Source organism: Kitasatospora sp. NPDC087271, from assembly GCF_044744605.1.
Taxonomy (GTDB): Bacteria; Actinomycetota; Actinomycetes; order Streptomycetales; family Streptomycetaceae; genus Kitasatospora.
Genome location: NZ_JBIUYQ010000015.1, coordinates 134714 through 155629, shown reverse-complemented (window position 1 = coordinate 155629; position 20916 = coordinate 134714). Strand labels below are relative to the sequence as shown.

At 75.2% G+C, this 20916-nt stretch carries 21 protein-coding genes; 12 read left to right on the top strand and 9 right to left on the bottom strand.

The window, feature by feature from the left end; translation table 11 throughout:
• Positions 1–325: 325 nt before the first annotated feature.
• The 4 genes from ACIO9K_RS24505 (at position 326) to ACIO9K_RS24490 (ending at position 3025) form a co-directional block, all read left to right on the top strand.
• Positions 326–1339, top strand: coding sequence for a glycoside hydrolase family 3 N-terminal domain-containing protein (locus ACIO9K_RS24505; protein WP_400333048.1), 1014 nt, complete (start codon positions 326–328; stop codon positions 1337–1339).
• A 344-nt stretch (positions 1340–1683) separates the two neighbouring features.
• Positions 1684–2154, top strand: coding sequence for a hypothetical protein (locus ACIO9K_RS24500; protein ID WP_400333045.1), 471 nt, complete (start codon positions 1684–1686; stop codon positions 2152–2154).
• A gap of 257 nt (positions 2155–2411) precedes the next feature.
• Entirely contained in the window at positions 2412–2756 is a 345-nt protein-coding gene (locus tag ACIO9K_RS24495; RefSeq protein ID WP_063350638.1) for a helix-turn-helix transcriptional regulator, read from the top strand.
• A 125-nt stretch (positions 2757–2881) separates the two neighbouring features.
• Complete coding sequence (locus ACIO9K_RS24490) at positions 2882–3025, top strand: DUF6126 family protein (protein ID WP_159398578.1); 144 nt, start codon at positions 2882–2884, stop codon at positions 3023–3025.
• A gap of 7 nt (positions 3026–3032) precedes the next feature.
• On the opposite strand, the gene ACIO9K_RS24485 is transcribed toward ACIO9K_RS24490, so the two are convergent.
• Positions 3033–5558, bottom strand: coding sequence for a cytochrome P450 (locus ACIO9K_RS24485; RefSeq protein ID WP_400333041.1), 2526 nt, complete (start codon positions 5556–5558; stop codon positions 3033–3035).
• Positions 5559–5898: 340 nt separating this feature from the next.
• On the opposite strand from ACIO9K_RS24485, the gene ACIO9K_RS24480 reads away from it, so the two are divergent.
• The 4 genes from ACIO9K_RS24480 to galE all read left to right on the top strand — a co-directional run bounded on the left by ACIO9K_RS24480 (position 5899) and on the right by galE (position 9677).
• Positions 5899–6636 carry a sigma 54 modulation/S30EA ribosomal C-terminal domain-containing protein gene (locus ACIO9K_RS24480; protein WP_400333038.1) on the top strand — a complete coding sequence of 246 codons (738 nt, stop codon included), beginning with the start codon at positions 5899–5901 and terminating at the stop codon, positions 6634–6636.
• Between the two features lie 91 nt (positions 6637–6727).
• A complete protein-coding gene (locus tag ACIO9K_RS24475; RefSeq protein ID WP_063350641.1) occupies positions 6728–7159 on the top strand; it encodes a hypothetical protein in 432 nt (143 codons plus the stop codon).
• Positions 7160–7929: 770 nt separating this feature from the next.
• Entirely contained in the window at positions 7930–8568 is a 639-nt protein-coding gene (locus ACIO9K_RS24470; RefSeq protein ID WP_363617249.1) for a hypothetical protein, read from the top strand.
• Between the two features lie 92 nt (positions 8569–8660).
• Entirely contained in the window at positions 8661–9677 is a 1017-nt protein-coding gene (galE, locus tag ACIO9K_RS24465; RefSeq protein WP_363617247.1) for a UDP-glucose 4-epimerase GalE, read from the top strand.
• Positions 9678–9710: 33 nt separating this feature from the next.
• Here galE and ACIO9K_RS24460 read toward each other — a convergent pair whose 3' ends face one another.
• Positions 9711–10421: a lytic transglycosylase domain-containing protein gene (locus ACIO9K_RS24460; RefSeq protein ID WP_400333033.1), complete on the bottom strand. Its 711-nt coding sequence runs from the start codon at positions 10419–10421 to the stop codon at positions 9711–9713.
• A gap of 84 nt (positions 10422–10505) precedes the next feature.
• Complete coding sequence (locus ACIO9K_RS24455; protein ID WP_280680643.1) at positions 10506–10712, bottom strand: antitoxin; 207 nt, start codon at positions 10710–10712, stop codon at positions 10506–10508.
• A gap of 259 nt (positions 10713–10971) precedes the next feature.
• On the opposite strand from ACIO9K_RS24455, the gene ACIO9K_RS24450 reads away from it, so the two are divergent.
• Both ACIO9K_RS24450 and ACIO9K_RS24445 read left to right on the top strand, forming a co-directional pair.
• Positions 10972–11547, top strand: coding sequence for a DUF6542 domain-containing protein (locus ACIO9K_RS24450; protein ID WP_400333030.1), 576 nt, complete (start codon positions 10972–10974; stop codon positions 11545–11547).
• Positions 11540–13132, top strand: coding sequence for an LCP family protein (locus ACIO9K_RS24445; protein WP_400333028.1), 1593 nt, complete (start codon positions 11540–11542; stop codon positions 13130–13132). Before ACIO9K_RS24450 ends, ACIO9K_RS24445 begins: the two co-directional genes overlap by 8 nt.
• Positions 13133–13205: 73 nt before the next feature.
• On the opposite strand, the gene ACIO9K_RS24440 is transcribed toward ACIO9K_RS24445, so the two are convergent.
• On the bottom strand, positions 13206–13658 hold the full coding sequence (locus ACIO9K_RS24440; RefSeq protein WP_400333026.1) for a hypothetical protein: 453 nt from the start codon (positions 13656–13658) through the stop codon (positions 13206–13208).
• 66 nt (positions 13659–13724) lie between these two features.
• Positions 13725–14963, bottom strand: a complete 1239-nt coding sequence (locus ACIO9K_RS24435) for an MFS transporter (RefSeq protein ID WP_400333024.1) — start codon at positions 14961–14963, stop codon at positions 13725–13727.
• A 136-nt stretch (positions 14964–15099) separates the two neighbouring features.
• On the opposite strand from ACIO9K_RS24435, the gene ACIO9K_RS24430 reads away from it, so the two are divergent.
• Positions 15100–15543, top strand: a complete 444-nt coding sequence (locus ACIO9K_RS24430) for a winged helix-turn-helix transcriptional regulator (protein WP_400333021.1) — start codon at positions 15100–15102, stop codon at positions 15541–15543.
• A 56-nt stretch (positions 15544–15599) separates the two neighbouring features.
• Here ACIO9K_RS24430 and ACIO9K_RS24425 read toward each other — a convergent pair whose 3' ends face one another.
• Complete coding sequence (locus tag ACIO9K_RS24425) at positions 15600–16853, bottom strand: DUF6777 domain-containing protein (protein ID WP_400333019.1); 1254 nt, start codon at positions 16851–16853, stop codon at positions 15600–15602.
• Positions 16854–17275: 422 nt separating this feature from the next.
• Here ACIO9K_RS24425 and ACIO9K_RS24420 point away from each other — a divergent pair, with 422 nt between their 5' ends.
• A complete protein-coding gene (locus tag ACIO9K_RS24420) occupies positions 17276–18676 on the top strand; it encodes a streptophobe family protein (protein ID WP_400333017.1) in 1401 nt (466 codons plus the stop codon).
• Positions 18677–18697: 21 nt separating this feature from the next.
• Here ACIO9K_RS24420 and ACIO9K_RS24415 read toward each other — a convergent pair whose 3' ends face one another.
• The 3 genes from ACIO9K_RS24415 to ACIO9K_RS24405 all read right to left on the bottom strand — a co-directional run bounded on the left by ACIO9K_RS24415 (position 18698) and on the right by ACIO9K_RS24405 (position 20895).
• The gene (locus tag ACIO9K_RS24415; RefSeq protein WP_363617229.1) at positions 18698–19072 is read right to left on the bottom strand and encodes a DUF1304 family protein; all 375 of its coding nucleotides are present in this window, start codon (positions 19070–19072) and stop codon (positions 18698–18700) included.
• 60 nt (positions 19073–19132) lie between these two features.
• Positions 19133–20125, bottom strand: a complete 993-nt coding sequence (locus ACIO9K_RS24410) for a serine/threonine-protein kinase (RefSeq protein ID WP_363617607.1) — start codon at positions 20123–20125, stop codon at positions 19133–19135.
• 179 nt (positions 20126–20304) lie between these two features.
• Positions 20305–20895, bottom strand: a complete 591-nt coding sequence (locus ACIO9K_RS24405) for a hypothetical protein (RefSeq protein ID WP_400333013.1) — start codon at positions 20893–20895, stop codon at positions 20305–20307.
• Positions 20896–20916: the final 21 nt, after the last annotated feature.

Sequence of the window (20916 nt, the reverse complement as noted above, 5' to 3'; positions counted from 1 at the left end):
CCGGGTCCCCCGTCCGCGTCGGCGCGGGTGTGCTCCTCCGGGGTCCGGGCTATGGTGGCGACGGGCTCGGGTGCCTTGACAGGCGTGGGTGCCTTGACGGGCCGTATCCCGCTGCCGACCTCAGGGAGGCGTGATGGCCGTGCTTCGGCGCACCGTCCAGTTCGGCGCGATGCTGGTGGTGTTGGCGGCCACGCTCGGGCCGGTTCCGGCCGGGTCGGCACCGGTGTCCGCGCCGGCGTCGGCACCGGTGTCCGCGCCGGCGTCGATACCGGAGTCGATACCGGGGCGCGGAGTTGCCCCGGGAGAGGGGACGGTGGCGGCGGAGATGGCCGATCAGGACGCGCGGCAGCTCGCGGGGCGCCGGATCGTACTCTCGTACGCCGGTCCGACACCGCCGCCGGGCGTGCTGCGGACGATCCGGGAGGGGCGGGCGGCCGGGGTCATCCTGTTCGCCGAGAATGTCACGAGCCCGGCGCAACTCGCCGAGGCCGTCGGCCAGTTGCGGGAAGCAGCGGCGCAGTCGCCGGTGCCCGAGGGGCTGCTGCTGATGACCGACCAGGAGGGCGGCAAGGTGCGCCGCCTGCCCGGCGCGCCCGAACTCTCCGCCCGCCGGACCGGATCGGACCCCGACCCGCTCGGCGCGGCGGGCCGAGCCGGTGTCGGCGCCGCCGGGACGCTCGCGGACGCGGGGCTCAACGTGAACCTCGCGCCGGTGCTGGACGTCTACGACACCCCGGGCAACTTCATCGACCGCCATGAGCGTTCCTACGGTCAGGACCCGGTCGGTGTAGGCGAGTTGGGCAGCGCCTTCCTCGCCGCCCAGCAGGGCCTGGGCGTGGCCGCCACCGCCAAGCACTTCCCCGGGCTGGGCTCGGCCGCCAACGGGGAGAACACCGATGACCGCCCCGTCACCCTGTCCGTGCCGCTGGACGAGCTGCGCACCCGCGGCGAGGAGCCCTACCGGGCGGCCATCGCGGCGGGTGTCCGGCTGGTGATGGCCTCCTGGGCGGTCTACCCGGCGCTCGACCCGGACCGCCCGGCCGGGATGTCGCCCGCCGTGGTCCAGGGCGAGCTGCGCGGACGCCTGGGTTTCCAGGGCGTCACGGTCACCGATGCCCTGGAGGCCGAGGCCCTCGCCTCGTACGGCGGCGCGGGCGACCGTGCGGTCGCTGCCGCCGAGGCCGGGATGGACCTGATCCTCTGCTCCGCCCGCGACCCGCAGCAGGCCGAGGACGCCACCACGGCCCTCGCCGACGCCCTGGACTCCGGCCGCCTCGACCGCGCGGCCTTCGCGGACGCCGTCACCCGGGTCGACGCCCTGCGGGCCTCTCTGGACTGAGCCGGCGGCGGCCGACCGGCGGTGGTCGGCCGGCGGTGGCCGACAGCGGCCCGCCCGTGGGCGCGGGCGCCGTGCGGGCCGTCCCCAGGCCGACGCCTGCGAGGCGGGCGACCGCCCCGCGCCGGGCGCCGGGCAGACCGGCCGTGGCAGGTGCGCGGATCCCGACCCTCCGGGGTGGGATTACGCCATCGAAGGCCTGGTTTCGGTCGGCTCGGCACTTCGAAGGCAGAATCCCGGTCATGGCATGGGAATCGCATGGCAAAGTACCGTCATGGCACATGTGAAATGTCACATGTGACCTCACCTGTTCTGATCGTTCCTCGTACCCTCCGAAGGAGAAGGCAATGAACCGCATCACTCGGATCGCCTCGGGCGCGGCCGGTGTCGTCGCCCTGCTCGTGGCGCCGGCGCCGGCGCTCGCCGCGTCGGCCGGCGGCGCGGCCGAGACCGTCGCCACGGTGACGACCTGCGGCTACAACGGCCTCCAGGCCGGGCTGTCGACCAAGGTCTGCGCCGAGGTCACCGGCGGCAGTGTCGTGCTGTACGGGCAGATCGGCCTGGCCGGTCCGCCCACCCCGGACACCCCGTTGCCGCCGAAGCCGCAGGAGCTGCTCACCCGCCTGTCGGCCGGGGTGGTCGGCGGCGAGTCGCTCGGCTCGGCGAGCGTGCGCGCCGTGTTCACGGCCGCCACCGTGCGGGTCGACGGCATCAGCGTCACCGTGCCGTGCGGTTCGGTCCTTCACGCGACCTTCTCCGTCGAGTCGATCTCGCGGGGTCCGGCCCCGGTCGAGGTGGATGTACCTGTAGGCTGCTGACGGAACCTCACCATGACCGCCGAGTCCGGGAGTTGGCAGCGTCCCGGACTCGGCTTCCGGCGTTCCCGAGCGCCCTCCGGATGTGACGTGGACCACTCGGGGGCGGCCCCGGCGGTCCGGGCGACCGACAGGCGACGGCCGGGCGCCCACTGTGACGACTTGAAGAAACCTTCATCTGTGGCGATGATGCTTGCCGGCCGCCGTTGAGGGCGCGGCCGCACGCCCAGCGAGCCGTACCCGAGGGAGGGGCGCCGACGATGCCCGTCCCGCTGTACCAGGCCAAGGCGGAGTTCTTCCGCACCCTCGGCCACCCGGTCCGGATCCGGGTGCTGGAACTGCTCCAGGACGGGCCCCGGCCGGTGCGCGAGCTGCTGGCCGAGATCGAGGTCGAGCCCTCCAACCTCTCCCAGCAGCTCGCGGTGCTGCGCCGTACCCAGCTGGTCGCCGCCACCCGCGAGGGCAACACCGTGGTGTACGCGCTCAGCACCCCGGACGTGGCCGAGCTGCTGAGGGCCGCGCGCCGGATCCTGACCGAGCTGATCACCGACCAGGGCGCGCTGCTCACCGAACTGCGCGAGCCCGGCGGCCGGCCGCACCGTTGAGCCCGCCGAGGCCCTCGGGCCGGCTGAACCCGAGGAGCCCGGCGAGCCCGGTGGACCTGGCGAACCCGGCCAGCCCGTTGAACCCGCGCCCGACCCGGCCGGCCGACCCGAGGAGGACCCCCGCCATGAGCGAGAGCACGAGCGACGGCACGCGCGAGGAGAAGCGCCGACGCAAGGCCATGCTCATCCGGGCCGGCATCTACATCTTCGCCACGCACCTGTTCGCCGGCTTCGTGTTGCTGCTGTTCGCGCTCGGCGGCCGCAAGTAGGCACCTCCTACGTCCGAGGGCCGTCCTTCACGAGGTAGCGGTCGCTGGTGCTGGTCCAGGCCTGGACGCCCTCGATGAGCTCCCGGGTGCCGTCCAGGTACCAGCGCCCGGCCGGGTGGCGGCGGCGCAGGTCGCTGCGCAGGGCTTCGTTCTCCCGCCGCAGCCGGGCGACCCGGGCGCGGACGGCGCCGACGGCCCGGCTGCGGGTGCAGCCGCGGATCCGTTGCAGGGTGAGGACGGTGTTGAAGGCGGCCGCGGCCTGGCGCTCCTCCCGCTCCAGTGAGTACAGGTCGTTGATCAGCGTGGCGGCGTCGGCGGTGTTGGCGCGCAGCCGGTGCAGTGCGGGCTCCGCGTGGAGGGCGGCGGGGGCGTCGGCGCCGTGGACCCGTTCCAGTATGTTCATGAACGGGTAGAGGCAGCTGCCGTGGCGGCGCAGCCGCATGGTCTCGGGCAGTCCGAGGGCGGGCACCGTGCCGTGGGCGCGGTGTTCGGCCTCGGCGGGGAAGGTCTCCAGACAGGCCTGCCACTCCCGGGCGGCCCGGACGCGCCAGTTGGGCGACATGCCCTGCGCCTGGCGGCTCCACAGGTCGTGCCAGGCGCGGAGCAGGTGGTCGCCCGAGCGCGGTGCCGGGCCCTCGCCGACCGGCGCGGAGGCGCCCGTCCGATCGGCCCCGGTGCGGCGCAGGGCGTCGATGAGCGGGTCGACGACGTCGCGGGCTTCGGCGGGGCGGCGCCCCGGCGGGCCGTCGAAGCGGTCGTCGAGGATGGTGAACCAGCCCAGCATGTCCACCAGCAGGTCGAGGTTGGCGCCGTGGGCGCGGGGGAAGGCGTGGCCGATCAACTCGTGCAGGGCGTAGGCCCCGTAGCGGGTCATCTCGGGCGGGGTGAGGAGGTTGCGGCCGACCACCCAGGCGGCGTGCCGGGCCGCGGCGGTGCGCAGTTCGCCGGACCGCTGCGGGAGTTGGGGCGCGGCGGGGGCCGGGTCGGGGATGCTCACCGGGCAGCGGGCCGCCGGCGGGGCCTCGACGCCCACCTCGTCGTCCCCCACCCGGTCGTCCGGCACCCGGTCGTCCCCCACCCGGTCGTCCCCCGCCCGGTCGTCCGGCGGGCTGTCCGGGCGGGGCACCCGGGCGCCGCGCGGGGCCAGCCGCACGCGCAGTCCGTGCGCCTGGACCGTCGTCCACACCACCTCCCGGGCCTGGGAGCCGGGGACGGCCACCGGTCGCCAGCGGCGCAGGATCGCGGCCGCCGCGACCGTCAGCTCGGCCCAGGCGAAGGCCTCCCCGATGCACTTGTGCTTGCCGGCCCCGAACGGGAGGAAGGAGTGCCGCCCGGCCCCGCCCGACTGCCAGCGCTCCGGGCGGAAGCGCAGCGGGTCCGGGTAGCGGTCCGGGTCGCGGTGCAGCGCGGTGAGGCTGTAGAGCAGTTCGGTGCCGGCCGGGATCCGGTACGGGCCGAGGTCCACCGGCACCTGGGCGGTGCGCATCAGGAAGGCGTTGGGCGCGTGCAGCCGCACCACCTCCTGGGTGACGCTGCGGGTGTAGGTGAGCCTGGCCAGGGCCTCGGGGGTGGGGGCGGCGCCGGCGGGCAGGTGCTCGTCGAGTTCGGCGAGCACCCGGGCCTCCACCTCGGGGTGGCGCAGGAGTTCGTCGAGGAGCCAGGTCAGCGTGGTGGAGACGGTCTCGGTGCCGGCGCCGAACATGGTGATCGCCTCGGACCGGACGTCCGCCTCGGTGAGCGGCCGGCCGGTGCCCGGGTCGGTGGCGGCGCGCAGCAGGGCGGGCAGGGTGCCGCCCCGCTCGGCGGACCGGGTGCCCGTCGGCCTGACGGCCTGGTCGACGACCCGGTTGAGCACCCGGACGGCGGCGTCGAAGCGCCGGTTGACGGGCAGCGGCAGCCGGGCGAGCGCCGGGTGCGGGTAGAGGGACTGGACGATCTGGCCCTTCACCAGGTCCGGCAGGGCCTGGTGGAAGGCCAGGGTGGCGTCCTCGCTCAGCCGGGCGTCGAACAGCGAGCGGGTGACGATCTCCAGCGCGAGGTGGTTCATCTCCTTGGCCACGTCGAGGACTTGACCGGGGTGCCAGCGTCCGGCCCGTTCCTCGGTGACCTGGTGCATCACGGCGACGTACTCGGCCATTCGGTCCGGCCCGAAGGCGGGTTGGATGATCCGGCGGCGGTCGCGGTGGGCCTGGCCCTCGGACATCAGCAGGCCGTCGCCGAACGCCGTCTTGAGGGTGTCCTGGACGGCGCCGCGCGGGCAGTCGTAGGCGAGGGCGACGAGCAGGGTGTGGACGAGCGGGGCGTCGGTGACCACGCAGACGGTGCGCGGCCCGAGCCGGATCCGGACGACGCCGCCGTGCCGGGAGAGCGAGCCGAGGAATCCGAGCGGGTCGCGGAGCAGGGCGGCCGCGTGGCCGAGGCCGGGGACCGCGCCGGGGGCGAGCGGGGGGACGGCCGCACGGGTGGTGCGGGGTGTGGTCGGTGCGGTTCTCGGGGGGAGGTCCCGTTGCCGCGTCTCGGTCAGCAGGGTCATGTCAGTACCTCTCATCAGAGGAGCCGGTGCGGACGATACCGGGGGCCCCGACGGGCCGGCCGGGAGGTGGGGGGCCGGCTCGCGCGGATCCGCGCGTGCCCCGGCTGGAGGGGCGCACGTCATGGCAAACGCGCCGGTCCGACGGGCGTTGCGCCGAACGCGGGCGGATCACTCCAACGGTCGATCATCCGCAGTGGCTCCGACTGCCCCGGAACGTGCTGCTGACCTGCGGTGAAGGCCCCACCGGAAAGATCCGGGCCGGGCCCCTCGCGCAGGGTCTTTGGACCCTCGCCGCCTGGCCGCCCGAGGGCCAGCATGGTCGGGGAGAAGGAGGACCCTGATGACCAGTCTGCGCCACCGGCCCGCCCTCGACGTCCGGGTGGAGATCCGCGGCGAGCTGCCGCGCGAGGACGCCGAGTACGCCCGGGCGCAGGCACTGGACACGGCGGCCGGGCTCGGTCCCGGAACCCGCGCGCTGCGCATCAGGCTCACCCGCGTGCGCGACCGGGCCATGACCCGGCCCGCCCTCGCGCAGGCCGACGTCGACCTGGCCGGCGTCGGCCAGGTCCGGGTGCAACTCGCCGCCGTCACCGCCCGTGAGGCCGTCGACGTCGCCCTGGGCACCCTCGCCGGCCGGGCCGGTCGGCTGCGCGAGCAGGGCGACATCGGATTCGCCGCCGCCCACGAGAGCGCCTACCGCCCGCAGTACGCCGCCCGCCCGCTCGCCGAACGGCGGATCGCCCGGCGCAAGGAGGTCGTCCTCGCCCGCCGCACCCCCGAGCAGGCCACCCGCGAACTGCTCGCGCTGGACCGGCCGTTCCACCTCTTCGTGGACGCCGCGACCGGTCGGGACGCGCTGGTCCACCGCTGCCCGCTCAGCGGCGAGCCCGGGGTGGGCCGGTCCACGGGCGCCGACCCGGCGGGCCCGCTCGACCTCACCGAGGCGGCCCGGCGGCTCTGGCTGACCGGCGGCCCGTTCGTCCGCTACGCCGACCCCGGCGACGGCCGTGCCCGGGTGCTCTACCGCCGCTACGACGGCCACTACGGCCTGATAACGCCGGTAGCGGAGCCTCGTTGACGGGCAGGAGAACCACCGGGGCGGGCCCACCGGCCCCGATGGCCACGACCGCCACGACCGCCACGACTTCCACGACAGGGGAACCGGGACCATGGACTGCGACGAGGTCATGCTGACCGTCCGGATCACCGCCGCCGAACGCGCGCTGCTGCGGGCCCTCGCGCGCGGCCACGGCGGGGACGTCTCCGAGGTGGTGGTCGACGGCCTGCTGGAGGTCATCCCCGCGTTGCACGACGACGCCTCCGCGCTGCCGCTGCGGCGCGTCCTGGCCCGACCCGCCCCCTGCGCCCTGACCCTCTGGCTGCCCGCCCCGATCGCGGACCTGCTGCCGCTGCTGGGCGAGCGGATCGCGCGGACCGGCGGCCCGTCGAGCGGACCGGCCAGCGCCGCGCTGTCCGCCGCGCTGCGCCTGTGGCTCGCCGGGGACCGGGCGGGGCTGGCCGCCGGGCTGGCCCGACTGCACGGCGGCTGCGCCGGCGGCCGGGCGGCGGCGCAGCAGGCCCCGGTGCGGGCGGCGGCCTGACCGGTGGTTGACGGAATGTCGGTCATCGGCCCCAGCTGGCATGTCCTGGGCGGGAATTGGCCAGTTCAGGACTCTGTTCAGGGCCCCGTGGCACGCCCTAGCATTTCCGTCACGGCCGTCTGAGCCCAGGGCCCGGGACTCCGGCCGGGTGGCCGCCACCACCCCGTTGCCGGGGAGCGCACACCCCCCGAGTGCGCTTCCCGGCACCGTCACGTCCGGGGCCGTCCCCGGGGTCTCTCGGGCCGTCCTCGGCCCGCTTCTCCGGTGTCCTCCGCTCCGCGCGACCCGGCCCGCCGCGCGCGGGCGGCCGAATTCCGCAAGAGGTTTTCGTTATTCCCGTGCGGCCCACCGCTCTCCTGAGTGCCGGAAGGTTCGGGCCCCGCTCCGCGGGGCGCCCGCACCTCGTACGAGGAGGGGAAACGCGATGGGACGCCGGAGCGCGGAGCCGCGCCCCCCGTAGCGGCAACTCGCCTCCGGTGTCGGCCGGTTCACTTCGCGGCGGGTGGCGGCGCGCTGGTGCTCGGGCTCGACGGCCGCTGGTACTACGGTGGTCGGCTAGGGCGGGTCCGACGATTCTCGCAGGGCGCGAACCGTCGGACCCGCCCCGGGGGAGTTCCAGCAGCCCGAACGGCCGGCCGTGCAACAACCGGCCGCTGCTGAAGGCCTCCTGAGACCGTCCGGCGGCGCCGGGTGCGGGCGCCACCACCCGGTGGCGCCCGCACCCGGCGTCACCGCTCCCTGCCCCTCACCCCTCACGAGGATTTCCCGCCATGCGAACCCGACCCCTCGTCGTCGCCCTCGCCCTCGCCGGTGCGGCCGTGCTGCCCGCCGCCGTGCCGGTCGCCGCCCACGGCGACACCGTCCACCTGGACGTCTCCGGCCAGCGGAACGGCCGCGTCAGCACCAGCGCCACCTGGGAGAACGACCACGACCCGGTCACCGGGGAGTTCACCGGCACGCTGGCCGCGACGGCCACCGACGGGCGCACGGTCGGCCCCTGGCGCCTGGTCGCCGTCCCGGGCGAGCCGGGGACGTACACCACCCGGGAGATCCTTCCGGCCGGGCACTGGCGGGTGAGCGTCGACTGCGCGTTCCCCTCGCCGGGGCACGGCGAGGGTGAACTCGACGTCGAGGCCGCGGTGATCGGCGATCCTCCGCTGCCGGGGGCGACGGGCGCGACGACCGGCGCCCCGGCCCCGATACCCGCGCCCGCTCCCACGGCCACACCCACTCCCACACCCACGGCCCCGACCGCCCCGACGGCCGCCGACAGCGCCGCCCGGGCCCGCTCCGCCGCCCGGGACACCCCCTCCGACACCACGCCCGACGCCGCCACCTGGGCCGCGATCGGCACCGCCGTCGCGGCCGTCGTGCTGGTCGCCACCGGATTCTGGCTCCGCCGCCGGTGAGCCCGGCGGCGGAACCATCGAGCGCGAACCACCGTCCCACAAGCCACCGGGCGCCACCGGGCGCCCGGCCGACCGCAAGGGAGCGTCCGCGCATGAAGAAGGTCCTGATCACCGGCGGCGCGGGATTCATCGGCAGTTCGGTGGTGTTCGCCCTCCTCGACCAGGGCATCACCCCGGTCATCCTGGACGACCTGTCCAAGGGCCGGGCCGAGTTCGTCGAGGGCAAGGTGTTCTACCAGGGCGACGTCGCCGATGCGGCCCTGCTCGACCGGATCTTCGCCGAGCACCCGGACATCGACGCCGCCGTGCACTGCGCGGCCAGGATCGTCGTCCCGGACTCGGTGGCCAGGCCGCTGTACTACTACCGGGAGAACGTCGGCAAGACCGTCGAACTGCTCGACGCCCTCCAGCGCCACGGCTGCACCCGGGTCGTCTTCAGCAGCTCCGCCTCCATCTACGCGCCCACCCCGGACGCGCGGGTCGACGAGAGCAGCCCGGTCGAGGCCAACAGCCCCTACGCGCGCACCAAGCTGATGATGGAGCAGGTGCTCCAGGACTGGACCAGGGGGGAGGGCGCCGAGCGGCAGCGGGTCATCTCCCTGCGCTATTTCAACCCGATCGGGGCCGACCCGCGGCTGCGCACCGGACTCCAGGACCTCAACCCCACCCACGCCCTGGGCAAGCTGATCGAGGCGCACACCAACGGCACCCCGTTCACCGTCACCGGTGTCGACTGGGCGACCAGGGACGGCTCCGGCATCCGCGACTACGTCCACGTGCGGGACCTCGCCGAGGCGCACGTCGCGGCGCTGCTCCGCTTCGACGAGGTGATCGCCGAGGGCGCCGAGGACCGCTACCGGGTCATCAACGTGGGCACGGGCGACGGCACCACCGTGCGCGAGCTGATCGCCGCCTTCGAGCAGGCCGTCGGCGTGAAGCTCGACGTCCGCGAGGCGGGCCCCCGGCCGGGCGACGTGATCGGCTGCTACGCGGCCGTCGACACCGCCCGCGAGCTGCTCGGCTGGCAGCCGCGGCGGGGCATCGCCGAGGGCGTCGCCGACGCGCTGGCCTGGCGCGCGCAGTGGGCCGCCCGCCTCGGCGCCAGCTGATCCCCGGCGCGGGTGCCCCCGGGGGCACCCGCGCTACTGGACGGCCGTGCCGGACTTGGCCCAGTTGTCGTGCAGCCGGTCGAGGTAGGACTGCGCCTGGGAGCCCACCTTGACCCCGCGGGCGAAGGCCAGCATGTTGCCCGCGCCGGCGTTGTAGCCGAGGGCGAGGAGCTCGTCGTGGTTCAGCGGCGCGCTCGGCCGCGCCGGGAGCTGCCCGGCCAGGTCGTGCAGGTGCCAGGCGGCCGCCTGGACGGCCAGGTCGCGGTCGTCCGGCAGCTCCTCCCACTTGCGGTCGGCGAAGGGGCGGCCGGGTTTGGTGTCGTCGAAGGCGGCGCGGTGCATGTTGGCGATGCCGAACGAGGCTTCGGGCTTGCCGCGCTGCCAGGCCCGTTCGAGCTCCGGGTCGTGCGGCTTGTAGGACTCGTTGTAGAGGATCGCCATCAGCAGCTGCGGGTTGACCCCGGCCTCGGCGGCGTACCGGCGCACCGGGGCCGCGTAGTCGGCGGGGTCGTAGCGGCCGGACGGTTTCGACGGTTTCGACGGCGCGGTCGAGGCGGACTCGGACGGGGAGGGCGCGGACGCGGAGGGCGCGGCACCGTCCGGGGAGGGGGGCGCCGACGGGGAGGCGCCGGACGACGCCGTGGTGGGGTGGTCGCCGCCGTGGACGATGCCCCACCCGGCCGCGACGAGTACGCCGACGACCAGCCAGCGCCCCCAGCGCGACCCCTGCTGCCCCTCGCTCATCGCTGCCGACCCCTCCCCGTGCGCCCGTGTCCTTGTTCGACCGTCGTACTGCCGATCGTGCCGGCGACCGTGCCCGGTGGCAGGCTACTCGGCCGGCTTCTGCTCGCCGTCGAGGTTGCGCAGGAAGCCCTTGGCCTTCTCGACGCCGGTGTCGATCTGGCCGCTGTACTTGCCGTCCGTGCGGTCGTCGATCACGTCGCCGACCTTGTCCAGGCCCTGCCCGAGCACGTCGCTGTGCTCGCGGGCGAGGTCGGTGGCCTTGTCCGCGAGGTTCTTCAGACTCTCAAACATGGTGACGCTCTGCTCCTCTGACGCGTTCCTGATGGTGTGCCGACGTGGCGGGGGATCATGACCATCCTAACGACGGCCCACCGGGCGCTCGGCCGCTGCCGAAGGACGGCGGATGACTTTGCTGAAATGGGTTTGTATGCTCCAGCCCAACTTCTACAGCACTGTAGAAATTGGGAACCGCCACCAGGACGGAACGCGTCCCGGCACGCACGGCGGCGCGCACGCGCCGCGGCAGCCGAAACGAGCGAGGGAAGTGCGCATGGCCGGGCAGCGGGCGAGAACGCCGTACCAGGACGCGGGACCGCGCACCGAGGACCCCGCCCTGCCCGCGCAGCGCTCGCGCGCGGCCGACCGGGCGGAGCCCGCCGCGCCACCCGCCGCCCGCCCGCCACGGACCGCGGCCTCCCGCCGCCGGCCGCAGGCCCGCCGGGGAGGCCGGCTGCCGGTGCTGCTCACCGCCGTCGGCCTGCCCGTCCTCGGCGGTGTCGCGGACGAACTCGGCGGCCCCGGCGTCGGCGTGCTCTTCGCGGTCGGTGCGGTCGGCGGGACGGGCGCCGCGGCGGCGCTGTGCAGCCGGGCCGGCCGCTGGTGGGTCGTCACCGCGGCGCCGCTCGTGGTGCTGCTCGGCGCCGCCGGCATCGAGTACCTGGCGAACCGGGACGCGTATCGGGGCAAGCAACTCGGCACCGGCGCGCTGCGGTGGGTGGTGGGGGCGTTCCCGGTGATGGCGGCGGCGGTGGGGGTCGCGCTGCTGGTCGTCGCGGTCCGCGTCGCGCTCGACCGTCGACGGCCCCGCAGTGCGGGCACCCCGACCGGAAGGAGCCGTCGTGGCTGAACGCGCCGCCCGCCTCCGCCCGCGCGGCCGCGCCCCGCGCCGCGGCACCGCCCCGCTGACCGTCGCCGGGCGCACCCTCGCCTGCACCGTCTCCGTCGCCGTCCTCGGCGCCAGCGGCTTCACCTGGTACGAGTACCGCAGCCTCGACGACGGCATGACCAAGTCCACCGCGCTGAGCGAGGCCAAGAAGAACGCCCCGCCCCACCTCGACAAGTCCGTCAACCTGCTGCTGATCGGCCTCGACAGCCGCAAGGACATGGACGGCAACGACCTGCCCAAGCAGTTCGTCGAGGACGAACTGCACGCCGGGTCGAGCGAGATCGGCGGCTACAACACCAACGCCCTGATCGTCCTGCACATCCCGGCCAACGGCGGCAAGGTCACCGCGCTGTCCGTCCCGCGCGACGACTACGTGCAGACCGCCGGCGCCGACGGCAAGATGCACAAGATCAAGGAGGCCTACGGCATCGCCAAGGTGGCCGCCGAGCAGAAACTCGCCGGCAAGGGGCTCTCCAAGGCCGACCTGGAACGGCAGAGCCGCGAAGCCGGGCGCTCCGCCACCATCCAGACCGTGCAGAGCTTCCTCGACGTCCCGATCGACCACTTCGCCGAGGTCAACCTGATCGGCTTCTACGACATCGCCAAGGCCGTCGAGCCGATCCAGGTCTGCCTCAATCACCCCGTCGACGATCCGATCATCGCCCGAACCGCCGCCCACGAGGGCGGCGGAACCGGCCTCAAGCTCCCCGCCGGCATCAGCTCCCTCAACGCCGCCCAGGCCCTCTCCTTCGTCCGCCAGCGCCACCACCTCGCCAACGGCGACCTCGACCGCACCCACCGGCAGCAGGCGTTCATCTCCTCCGTCGAGTACCGGCTCAAGCAGCAGGGCATCCTCAACGACTTCGGGCAGATGCAGAAGCTGTTCGGGGTGGTGAAGAAGGACGTCGTCATCGACAACGAGTGGAACATCCTCGACTTCGCCCAGCAGGCGCCCAACCTCACCGGCGGGAACGTCGAGTTCAACACCCTGCCGATCACCGGGTTCAAGACCGTCGGCGGCCAGGAGGTCAACACCGTCAACCCGGAGCTGATCAAGAAGATCGTCCGGCAGCTGTTCAACCGCGAGCCGGCCCCCGTCCAGGCCGTCCCCGCGCCCACCGAGACGGCCGCCGAGACCGCCACGCCCTCGCCGTCCGCGGCCTCCCAGACCGCGACCAGGGCCGTCGTGGACGTCAACGCCGTCGCGGGCGCCGGCGCGGCCGCCACCGAGTCCAAGGCCCTCACCGAACTCGGCTACCAGCCGGGGAAGATCGGCGACGCCGCCGCCAGGACCAGGGCCACCACCGTCACCTACGGCAGCGGCGCCAAGGCCGACGCCCAGCAGCTCGCCACCCGCTACGGCGTCACCGCCACCGCGGCCGCCGTCGTCGCCCCCGGCCACATCGTCGTCACCCTCGCCGTCACCCGCACCCCCAGCCCCTCCGCCGCCGCCACCGGGCCGGGCGACGCGGCCACCGACCCCGCCGCCGGCCTCCCCATGCAGGGCCCCGCCGTCAAGGCCGGCGGCATCCCCTGCGTGGACTGACGGGCGGCGGCGGGCGCCGCGCGGCCGCACCCGCGAGGCGGCGGGCGAACCGGCCCGGCGGCCGAACCGGCCGTCACGGGAGGGGAGTCCGGCCCCGGGCGCGCTGGACGAGCAGGCCGACCAGCCACAGCAGGACCGCCGTGGCGCCCACCGCAGCCAGCACGTAGGTCGCGGGCATGTCGTCGTTGGGGTAGTGGTCACCGGCCACGCGGACGGTGGCCGGGTCGTCCGCCGCCGCCTCCAGGGGGACGGTCATCCCGACGTGCGGCTTCTCGACCCGTTTGAGGCCGAGCGCCGACGTGCGGTAGTCGCGATCCCCCACCCGGTAGGTGACGGTGTAGAGCCAGCCGCCCTTGCGCAGGGCCACGGCGCTGACCGTCCCGTCCACCCGCAGCGGCGCGGCGTCTATCCGGCTCGCGGCCCGCCACTGCGCGGACGCGGCGACCAGGCTCCAGCAGAGCACCAGCAGCGAGACCACCGCGCCCGCCAACGGAAGGGACCACACCCGGCGTAACACTGCCTTCATGGCCGGGACGATACCCGCCCCGTGGCGCGCCGTCGGATCAGGGGGAGGAGCGGTTCGGGGGTTTCGTCAATTCTGCTTCCTGGCAAGCCAGTAGAGCAGTGCGGCCAGGCTGGTGGCCGCGCCGAGGAGGCAGACGGCCGTCCAGCCCCAGCGCTCGTAGACGACGGTGGAGCCGATCGCGCCCGCCGCGCAGCCGGCGGAGTAGAGGAGCATGTACCCGGCGGTGAGCCGGCTCTGCGCCTCGGGGCGGACCTGGTACAGCAGGTGCTGGTTGACCACGTGCACGGACTGCAGGCCGTAGTCGATCACCACCATGGCGAGCACCAGCCACCACACCGAGTGCGGCAGCAGGGCCGCCGGGATCCAGGCGGCGAGCATGGCCAACAGGCCGATGCCGGCGGTGCGTTCGGCCCGGCCGCGGTCGGCCTGGCGGCCCGCGTGGCCGGCGCCCAGGGCTCCGGCGGCGCCGGCCAGGCCGAACAGCCCGATCTGGGTGTGGCTGAGGCTGAACGGCGGGGCGGCGAGCGGGAGCACCATCGGGGTGAGCAGGACGGTGATGGAGGTGAAGGTGAGCAGTGCGAGGACCGCCCGGGCGCGGAGCACGGGCTCCTCGGTGAAGAGTGTGAACACCGAGCCGATCAGCCGGGGGTAGCTGATCCGTGCGGTCTGCGAGGTCTGCTCGGTCTGCGCCGACGGTCGGTGGCGTTCGGCCGGGAGGACGACCGCGACGGCGAGGGCCATCGCGCCGGTGGCGACGGCGGACACCACGTAGACGGCGCGCCAGCCGGCCAGGTCGCCGATGGTGCCGGCGACGGTGCGGGCGAGCAGGATGCCGACCACGATGCCGCTGGTGACGGTGCCGACCACCCGGCCCCGGTCGGCGGGCGCGGCGAGCGAGGCCGCGTACGCGACGACGACCTGGGCGACCACCGCGAGGACGCCGACGGCGGCCATCGCGGCGAGCATCAGCAACGCGGAGGGGGCGAGCGCGACGGCGGCGAGGGCGAGCACGGAGAGCCCGAGCTGGGCGGTCGTGAGGGTGCGGCGGTTGACGCGGTCGCCGAGCGGGACGAGCAGCAGCAGGCCGAGCGCGTAGCCCGTCTGGGTGAGGGTGCCGACGAGGCCGATGGTGGCCGGGTCGATGTCGTAGTCCGCGGCGATGAGGTCGAGCAGGGGCTGTGAGTAGTAGACGTTGGCGACGGCGAGGCCGCAGGCGACGGAGAGGAGCCAGGCGGCGGCGGGTGGCAGGCCGCGTGGGGGTGCTTCGGCGGTGGCGGCGGCGGTGGCGCGGGTGGGCGAGGTCATGGGCGGGTCTTCCTGGTGGCGGGCACGGCCGACTGGTTTCAAAGTGCTACCACGCCACCCTGGCATACTGTGGTTTCAATAAGCAACCACGCGACTCGCCGATAGGCTGGGCGCCGACCGGTGGAAGGTGGGAGAAGTGCCGAAGCGCACCACGCACGAGGAGTCGACCTGCCCGGTCGCCCGCCCGCTCGACGTCGTCGGCGACGGCTGGACGCTGCTGATCGTCCGCGACGCCTTCGACGGGCTGCGCCGTTTCGGCCAGTTCCAGAAGAACCTGGGCCTCGCCAGGAACATCCTCTCGGCCCGCCTCGCCAACCTGGTCGCCAACGGGGTGTTCGAGCTCGCGCCGGCCGCCGACGGCAGCCCGTACCAGGAGTACGTGCTGACCGAGAAGGGGCGCGCCCTCTTCCCGGTGATCACCGCGCTGCGGCAGTGGGGCGACCAGTGGTTCTTCGCGGAGGGCGAGCCGCGCGCCCGGCTGGTGGAACGCGGGACGGGCGCGCCGATCGAGGCGATGGAGGTCCGCGTGGCCGGCGGCCGGGTGCTGGGGCCCGAGGACGCCGAGGTGCTGCTGCCCTGAGGCGTGCCGCCACCGGCGGCGGATGGGCGGCGGGCGGTGCCGGGGAGTCGGGCGGATCAGCTGGGGGTGGCGCTCCCGGCCGTCGCGGTCTCCGAGGGCTCGGTGGTCGTCGCGGTGGTCGTCGTGGTGGTGCCGTTGGTGGTGTTCGTCGTGGTGGAGCCGGCCGTGGTCGCCGGGGCCTTGGTGCTCGGCGTCTGGGTCGGCGTCTTGGGGGTGGACGACCCCGTGGACGAGCCGGTCGAGGAGCCGGTGGACGCAGACGCGGTGCCGGTCGACCTGGTCGTCCCGGTCGGGGCGCCCGAGGAGGTGGACGACGTTGCCGAGGCGGAGCCCGTCCCGGTTGAGGCGCCCGGGGACGTCGCCCCCGAGGAGGTCGAACCCGAGGTCGTCGCCGAGCCGGACCCGGAGGACGCCCCGGAGGACGAGGCGGAGGACGAGGCGGAGGTCGAGTGCGACGTCGAGGCCGTGCCCGCCGGCGTGGTGGGCGTCATTTTCCCCGGCGGCGGGATACCGGGTGCCAACGGCCCCTTGGGCGGTCCGACGTTCCGGTCGACCACGTCGATCCGCCCGGTCAGCCGGGAGAACCAGCCGCCCGTCTCGATGTTCACCAGGATGATCTCGGTCACCGGGTGCGGCGCGGGCACCACGACGACCAGCGTGGTCGGGTGGAAGCCGGCCCATGCCTTCCCGGTGTACTTGGCGTCGCTCACCAGCACCGGCGGCTTCAGCGGGTTGCCGCAGGAGCAGCGCACCCGGGGCACGCCCTGGGCGTCCACCAGGACGGCGGTGCCGGCCTGGAGCGCGGACTGGTACTCGACCACGGCGCCGCTCTTGTAGTCGTGGTTGGTGACCCGGGTGTCCACCCGCAGGTAGGCCGAGGTCAGCGAGCGCAGGTAGGACGGGACGTCGGACTGCTGGATGCCCGCGGCGGAGGCCCAGGCGCGGCCGGCGTCCCCGCTGGAGACCATCCCGATCAGGCGCTCGGTGTCGCAGCTGGGCTTGGTCATCGTCCCGCCGTACAGCCCGGCGGAGCTGCCCTCGACGCTGTGGATCACTGCGGGGGAGGCGGCCGTGGACCGGCCGCCCGGCCCGGACCGCGGTGCCTGGGCGGACTGCGGCGCCTGGGCGGGGGCGGGGGCGCTCACCCCCTGGGTTTCCACCGATGGGGTGAACGGGTCCGGCCCCGGGTCGGCCGGGGCCTGGAGGGCCACCTCGTTGGCGGCCGGCAGGGTGTCGTGGTGACCGCCACCCTGGCTGTTCACGATCAGCACCGTGGCCACCGCGGCCACCGCCAGCGTGCCGGCGGCCAACGCGAGCCCCCGTCCGGAGCGCCACCACGGCGTGTGCGGCCCCCGACCGTCCCCGGAGGACGGACCGGACGGCCCGGACGGACCAGGCGGCCCGGACGGGGGCCCGGGCGGACCGGACTGGCCGGATGCCCCGGACGGCGGCCCGAACCGGCCGCCGCCCGACGGGGGACCGGCCAGCGGTCCGGACGGGGGGCCGTGGGGCGGTTCGCTCGGCGGGCCGGAGGGCGGCGGTTGGGAACTCATCGAGGCTCCGTTTCGCAGGCGGCCGACGGACGCGCCGACCCGGGAAGCTCCTGCCACTGGCCTCCATTTCCCCCCGGCTCCCCACCCGCCGCAACAGCAGGTGCGGGGGCCGTCGCCGAGCGTGCCCGCCCGCTGTCGGCCACCCTGGAACGCGAAGCCCGACGCACCGAGGAGGCGCCATGCAGCAGCCCACCACCCGGGTCGCGGGCCCGCCCGGCGCCCTGCGCGGCTGGCTGGACGCGCTGGCCGTGGTGCTGGCCGGGTTCGCCGCCATGGCGGCGGTGGCCGCGCTCGGTCTCTGGCTGGCCGGCGCCGACGACCTCCCGGGCGGCGGCTTCCCGGCCGTGCTGGCCGGGGCGGTGGCGCTGGCCGTCGGCGGATCCGTCCAACTCGGCGGTGGGGCTGGGCAGTTCGCCGCGGTGGATGCCGGGATCAGCGCCATGCCGCTGTCCGTCTCGCTGGCCGGCGCGGTGGTGATGGCCGAGGTGTTCCTGCGTCAGCTGCGTTTCCGCGCGGTGGCCGGCGGCGGCGAACTGCTCGGCCGGATCGCCCGCACGGTGGTGATCTGGCTGGTCGCCCTCGCGCTGCTCACCCTCGGCGCCCGGCACACCTTCGACGTCCCGCTCGGCGGCGACCTGGCGCAGACCATCGGCGGCGCGCTCGGGCTCACCCCGGAGGTCGGCTTCCACGCGGATGCCCCGAGCACGGTCGGCATCGGGCTGGCCTGGCTGCTCGTCGTCCTCGCGGGCACCTTCGCGGTGTCCCGGCGGGCGCCGCTGCCGCGCGCTCTGCTGCCCTACCAACTCGCGGTCCGCCCAGCCGCGTTCGCGCTCTGGCTGGTCCTGCTGGCGTACCTGGTGATCGGGCTGGCGGCCGGGGTGCTGACCGCGATCGTGCACGGCAACGCCCGGCAGACCCTGGCCGTGCTGCTGCTCGCCCTGCCCGACCTGGTCTGGCTCGCCTTCGGCGTCGGGCTCGGCGCGCAGTGGCACGGGCGGCTCAGCGGCGCGCTCGGCCTGCCGGTGCCCAGGCCGCTCGCCGAGGTGCTGCGGGCGCCGGACGGGCAGCAGGCCACCATCAGCCTGGGCACGCTCGCCGACCAGGACGCGCGCAGCTGGTGGCTGCTGCCGCTGGCCGCCGTGCTGCTGCTCGCGGCCGGCTTCCTCGCCGCGTACCGCTCGCCGCGCACCGTCCGGCTCTGGCAGCACGCCGTCCGGTTCGCCCTGGCCGGCGCGGTGACGGTGCTGCTGGTCGGGCTCTGGACCAGGGCGGACGCCGACTACGGGCTGTCGGTGCTCGGCGTCGGCGTCGGCCAGGGCGGCCTCGGCGACCTGATCGGCTCGCTCCTCGGCGGCGCCAACCCGCTGGCCGGCCTCGGTGGCGGCAGCCTCACCCTGCGCCCGGTGCTGTGGACGGCCGTCCCGCTGGCGGCGGGCTGGGGCCTGCTGACCGGTGCGCTGGGCGCCCTGCTGGCCGCCCGCACCGGCCGCCGGGGCGAGGTCTCCAGCGGCGATGTCCCCGGCGGCGAGGTCTCGGGTGGCGAAGTGCCCGGCGGCAAGGAAGTGCCCGGGGCGGGCTGACGGCTGCCGGGCGGCGCGCGCTCAGAACGCCTCGGCGATGAGGATCGCCGCCGCCGGCAGCGCCTGGGCGAGGGCGCCGCGCCAGACCTTCGGCTCCGAGGCGAAGAGGGTGACCCCGCCGGCGACCATGAAAGCGGCGACGTAGCTGATCACGGCGCGGCCGGAGGCGGCGTGCCCGGTGTGCAGCAGGACCAGTCCGGCGACCAGACCGAGCGCCAGGAACAGGTTGTAGAAGCCGACGTTGAAGCGCCACAGTCGGACCTCCGGCGCGTCCGCCGTGCTGCCGGTGAGCAGGAAGCGCACCCGCGGGTGGCCGTACAGGAAGCTCTCCAGCGGCCACGCGAGGAGGTGGACCGCGGCGGCGATCACGGCGAAGACCTGGCTCACGGCGTTCATGGCGGTCGGCTTCCTGGGGGTCGGCTTCCTGGGGGCGGACGGCGGTGGACGGTACGGCGCTCACCACGGCGGCGGGTGGACGACCGGGGCGGCCCACGCGGGCGGCTCGGGCACGACGGCCGCTGCGGCGAGGCCGGGGACGACCGCCTGGACGACCCGGGTCGGCGGTCCGTTCCCGCTTCCGCTCCACGCCCTCGGCGCGGCGCCGTGGCCGGGCACGACGGCGGTGGCCGCGCGCAGCTCGGCGACGAACTGCAGGCAGCTGGCGTAGCGGTCCTGGGGGGCCTTGGCGAGCGCCCGGGCGACCACCGCCTCGACGGCGGCGGGCAGGTCGGGGCGGTGGTCGCGCAAGGTGGGCGGCGGGTCGTTGAGGTGTGCCCAGAGCAGCGCCACGTCGCTCTCCCGGCGGAACGGCGGGGAGCCCGCGAGCATCTCGAAGACCACGCAGCCGAGGCCGTACTGGTCGCAGCGCCCGTCCAGCGGCTTGCCGGAGATCTGCTCGGGCGCGGCGTAGTCCAGCGTTCCGACGATCTGGCCGACGCTGGTCAGGCCGCTCAGCGAGAGGGACTTCTTGGTGAGGCCGAAGTCCGCCAGGTACAGGTGCTCGGGGTGCTCGCTGTCCGTCCCGGCGGCGACCAGCACGTTGCCGGGCTTGACGTCCCGGTGGACCAGGTCGTGGTCGTGCGCGGCGTCGAGCGCGGAGGCGATCTGCAGGGCCAGTCGGGCGGTCCGCTCGGCCGAGAAGGGGCCTCCCCGGTTCATCAGCCCGCGCAGGTCGCCGCCCTCGACGTGGCGCATCGCGATGAACAGGATGCCGTCGTGCTCGCCGGCCTCGAACACCGGGATGATGTGCGGGTGGTCGATCGCGGCGGCGGCCTCGGACTCGTGCATGAAGCGCTGCCGGAACACCTCGTTGCGGGCCAGTTCGGGGGCGAGCAGTTTGACCGCGACGGTCCGGCCGAGCCGCAGGTCCTTGGCCCGGTACACCACGGCCATGCCGCCGCGGCCGATCTCGCGCTCCAGCCGGTAGCCCGCGATCCGGCGCCCGACCATGCCGGCCGGCAGGCCGGGCGCGGACGGCCGGTCGGGGTGGTCGAGCTGGTCGGGGTGGTCCGGCTGGTCGGCATGGCCGGGGCGGTCGGGGCGGTCTTCGGGCACCCGTTCGGCCGGCTGGGCCGCGGGCCGGGCGGCCGAACGGTCGAGGGGGCGTTCGGGAGGTCGTTCGGCCGGGGTCACGGCGCGCCCGGCCGGGTGGGTGCGTACGGACCGGGCGCGGGCCCCGGCGGGGCGGCGGGGGCGGGCGACGGGGCGGGGGGCGGTGTGGGCGACGGCCCGGGCACCGGCCGGTCGGTGGTCGCGTACGTCTGGAGCTGGAGCCCGTCGCAGTAGCACCAGCGGTCGCGCACCGCGTCGAACACCCAGAGAGCCTCGGCGTCGACGACCAGGCCGATCCGCAGGCCACGGGTCCGCTCCCGGAAGGCCTCCAGGTCCAGGGCGCCCGCCGCGAGGTCCTCCAGCAGGGCGCGGTAGCGGGCCACCGCGGCCTCGGCCTCCACGAGCGCCGGGCGCGGGTCCGCCGTCCGGGTGGGCGGGCCCCCGGCGGTGGGCGGCGGCTCCGGGAGGGCGACCAGCAGGCGGCCGTCGACCCAGGCCGTCCAGCCGTTGGAGCAGAGGATCTGCGCCCAGTCGCCCTGCCGGGCGACCACCCGCACCGGCAGCAGCGCGTCCAGCCGGGTGGCGGGCCGGGCCGGGTCCGGGGCCGCCCAGGTGGCCATCCCGGCCGGTGGGGCGACGTGGGTGGGGCGGAACGCGAACTCGTCCATGGGCGGCTACATTTCCTCCGC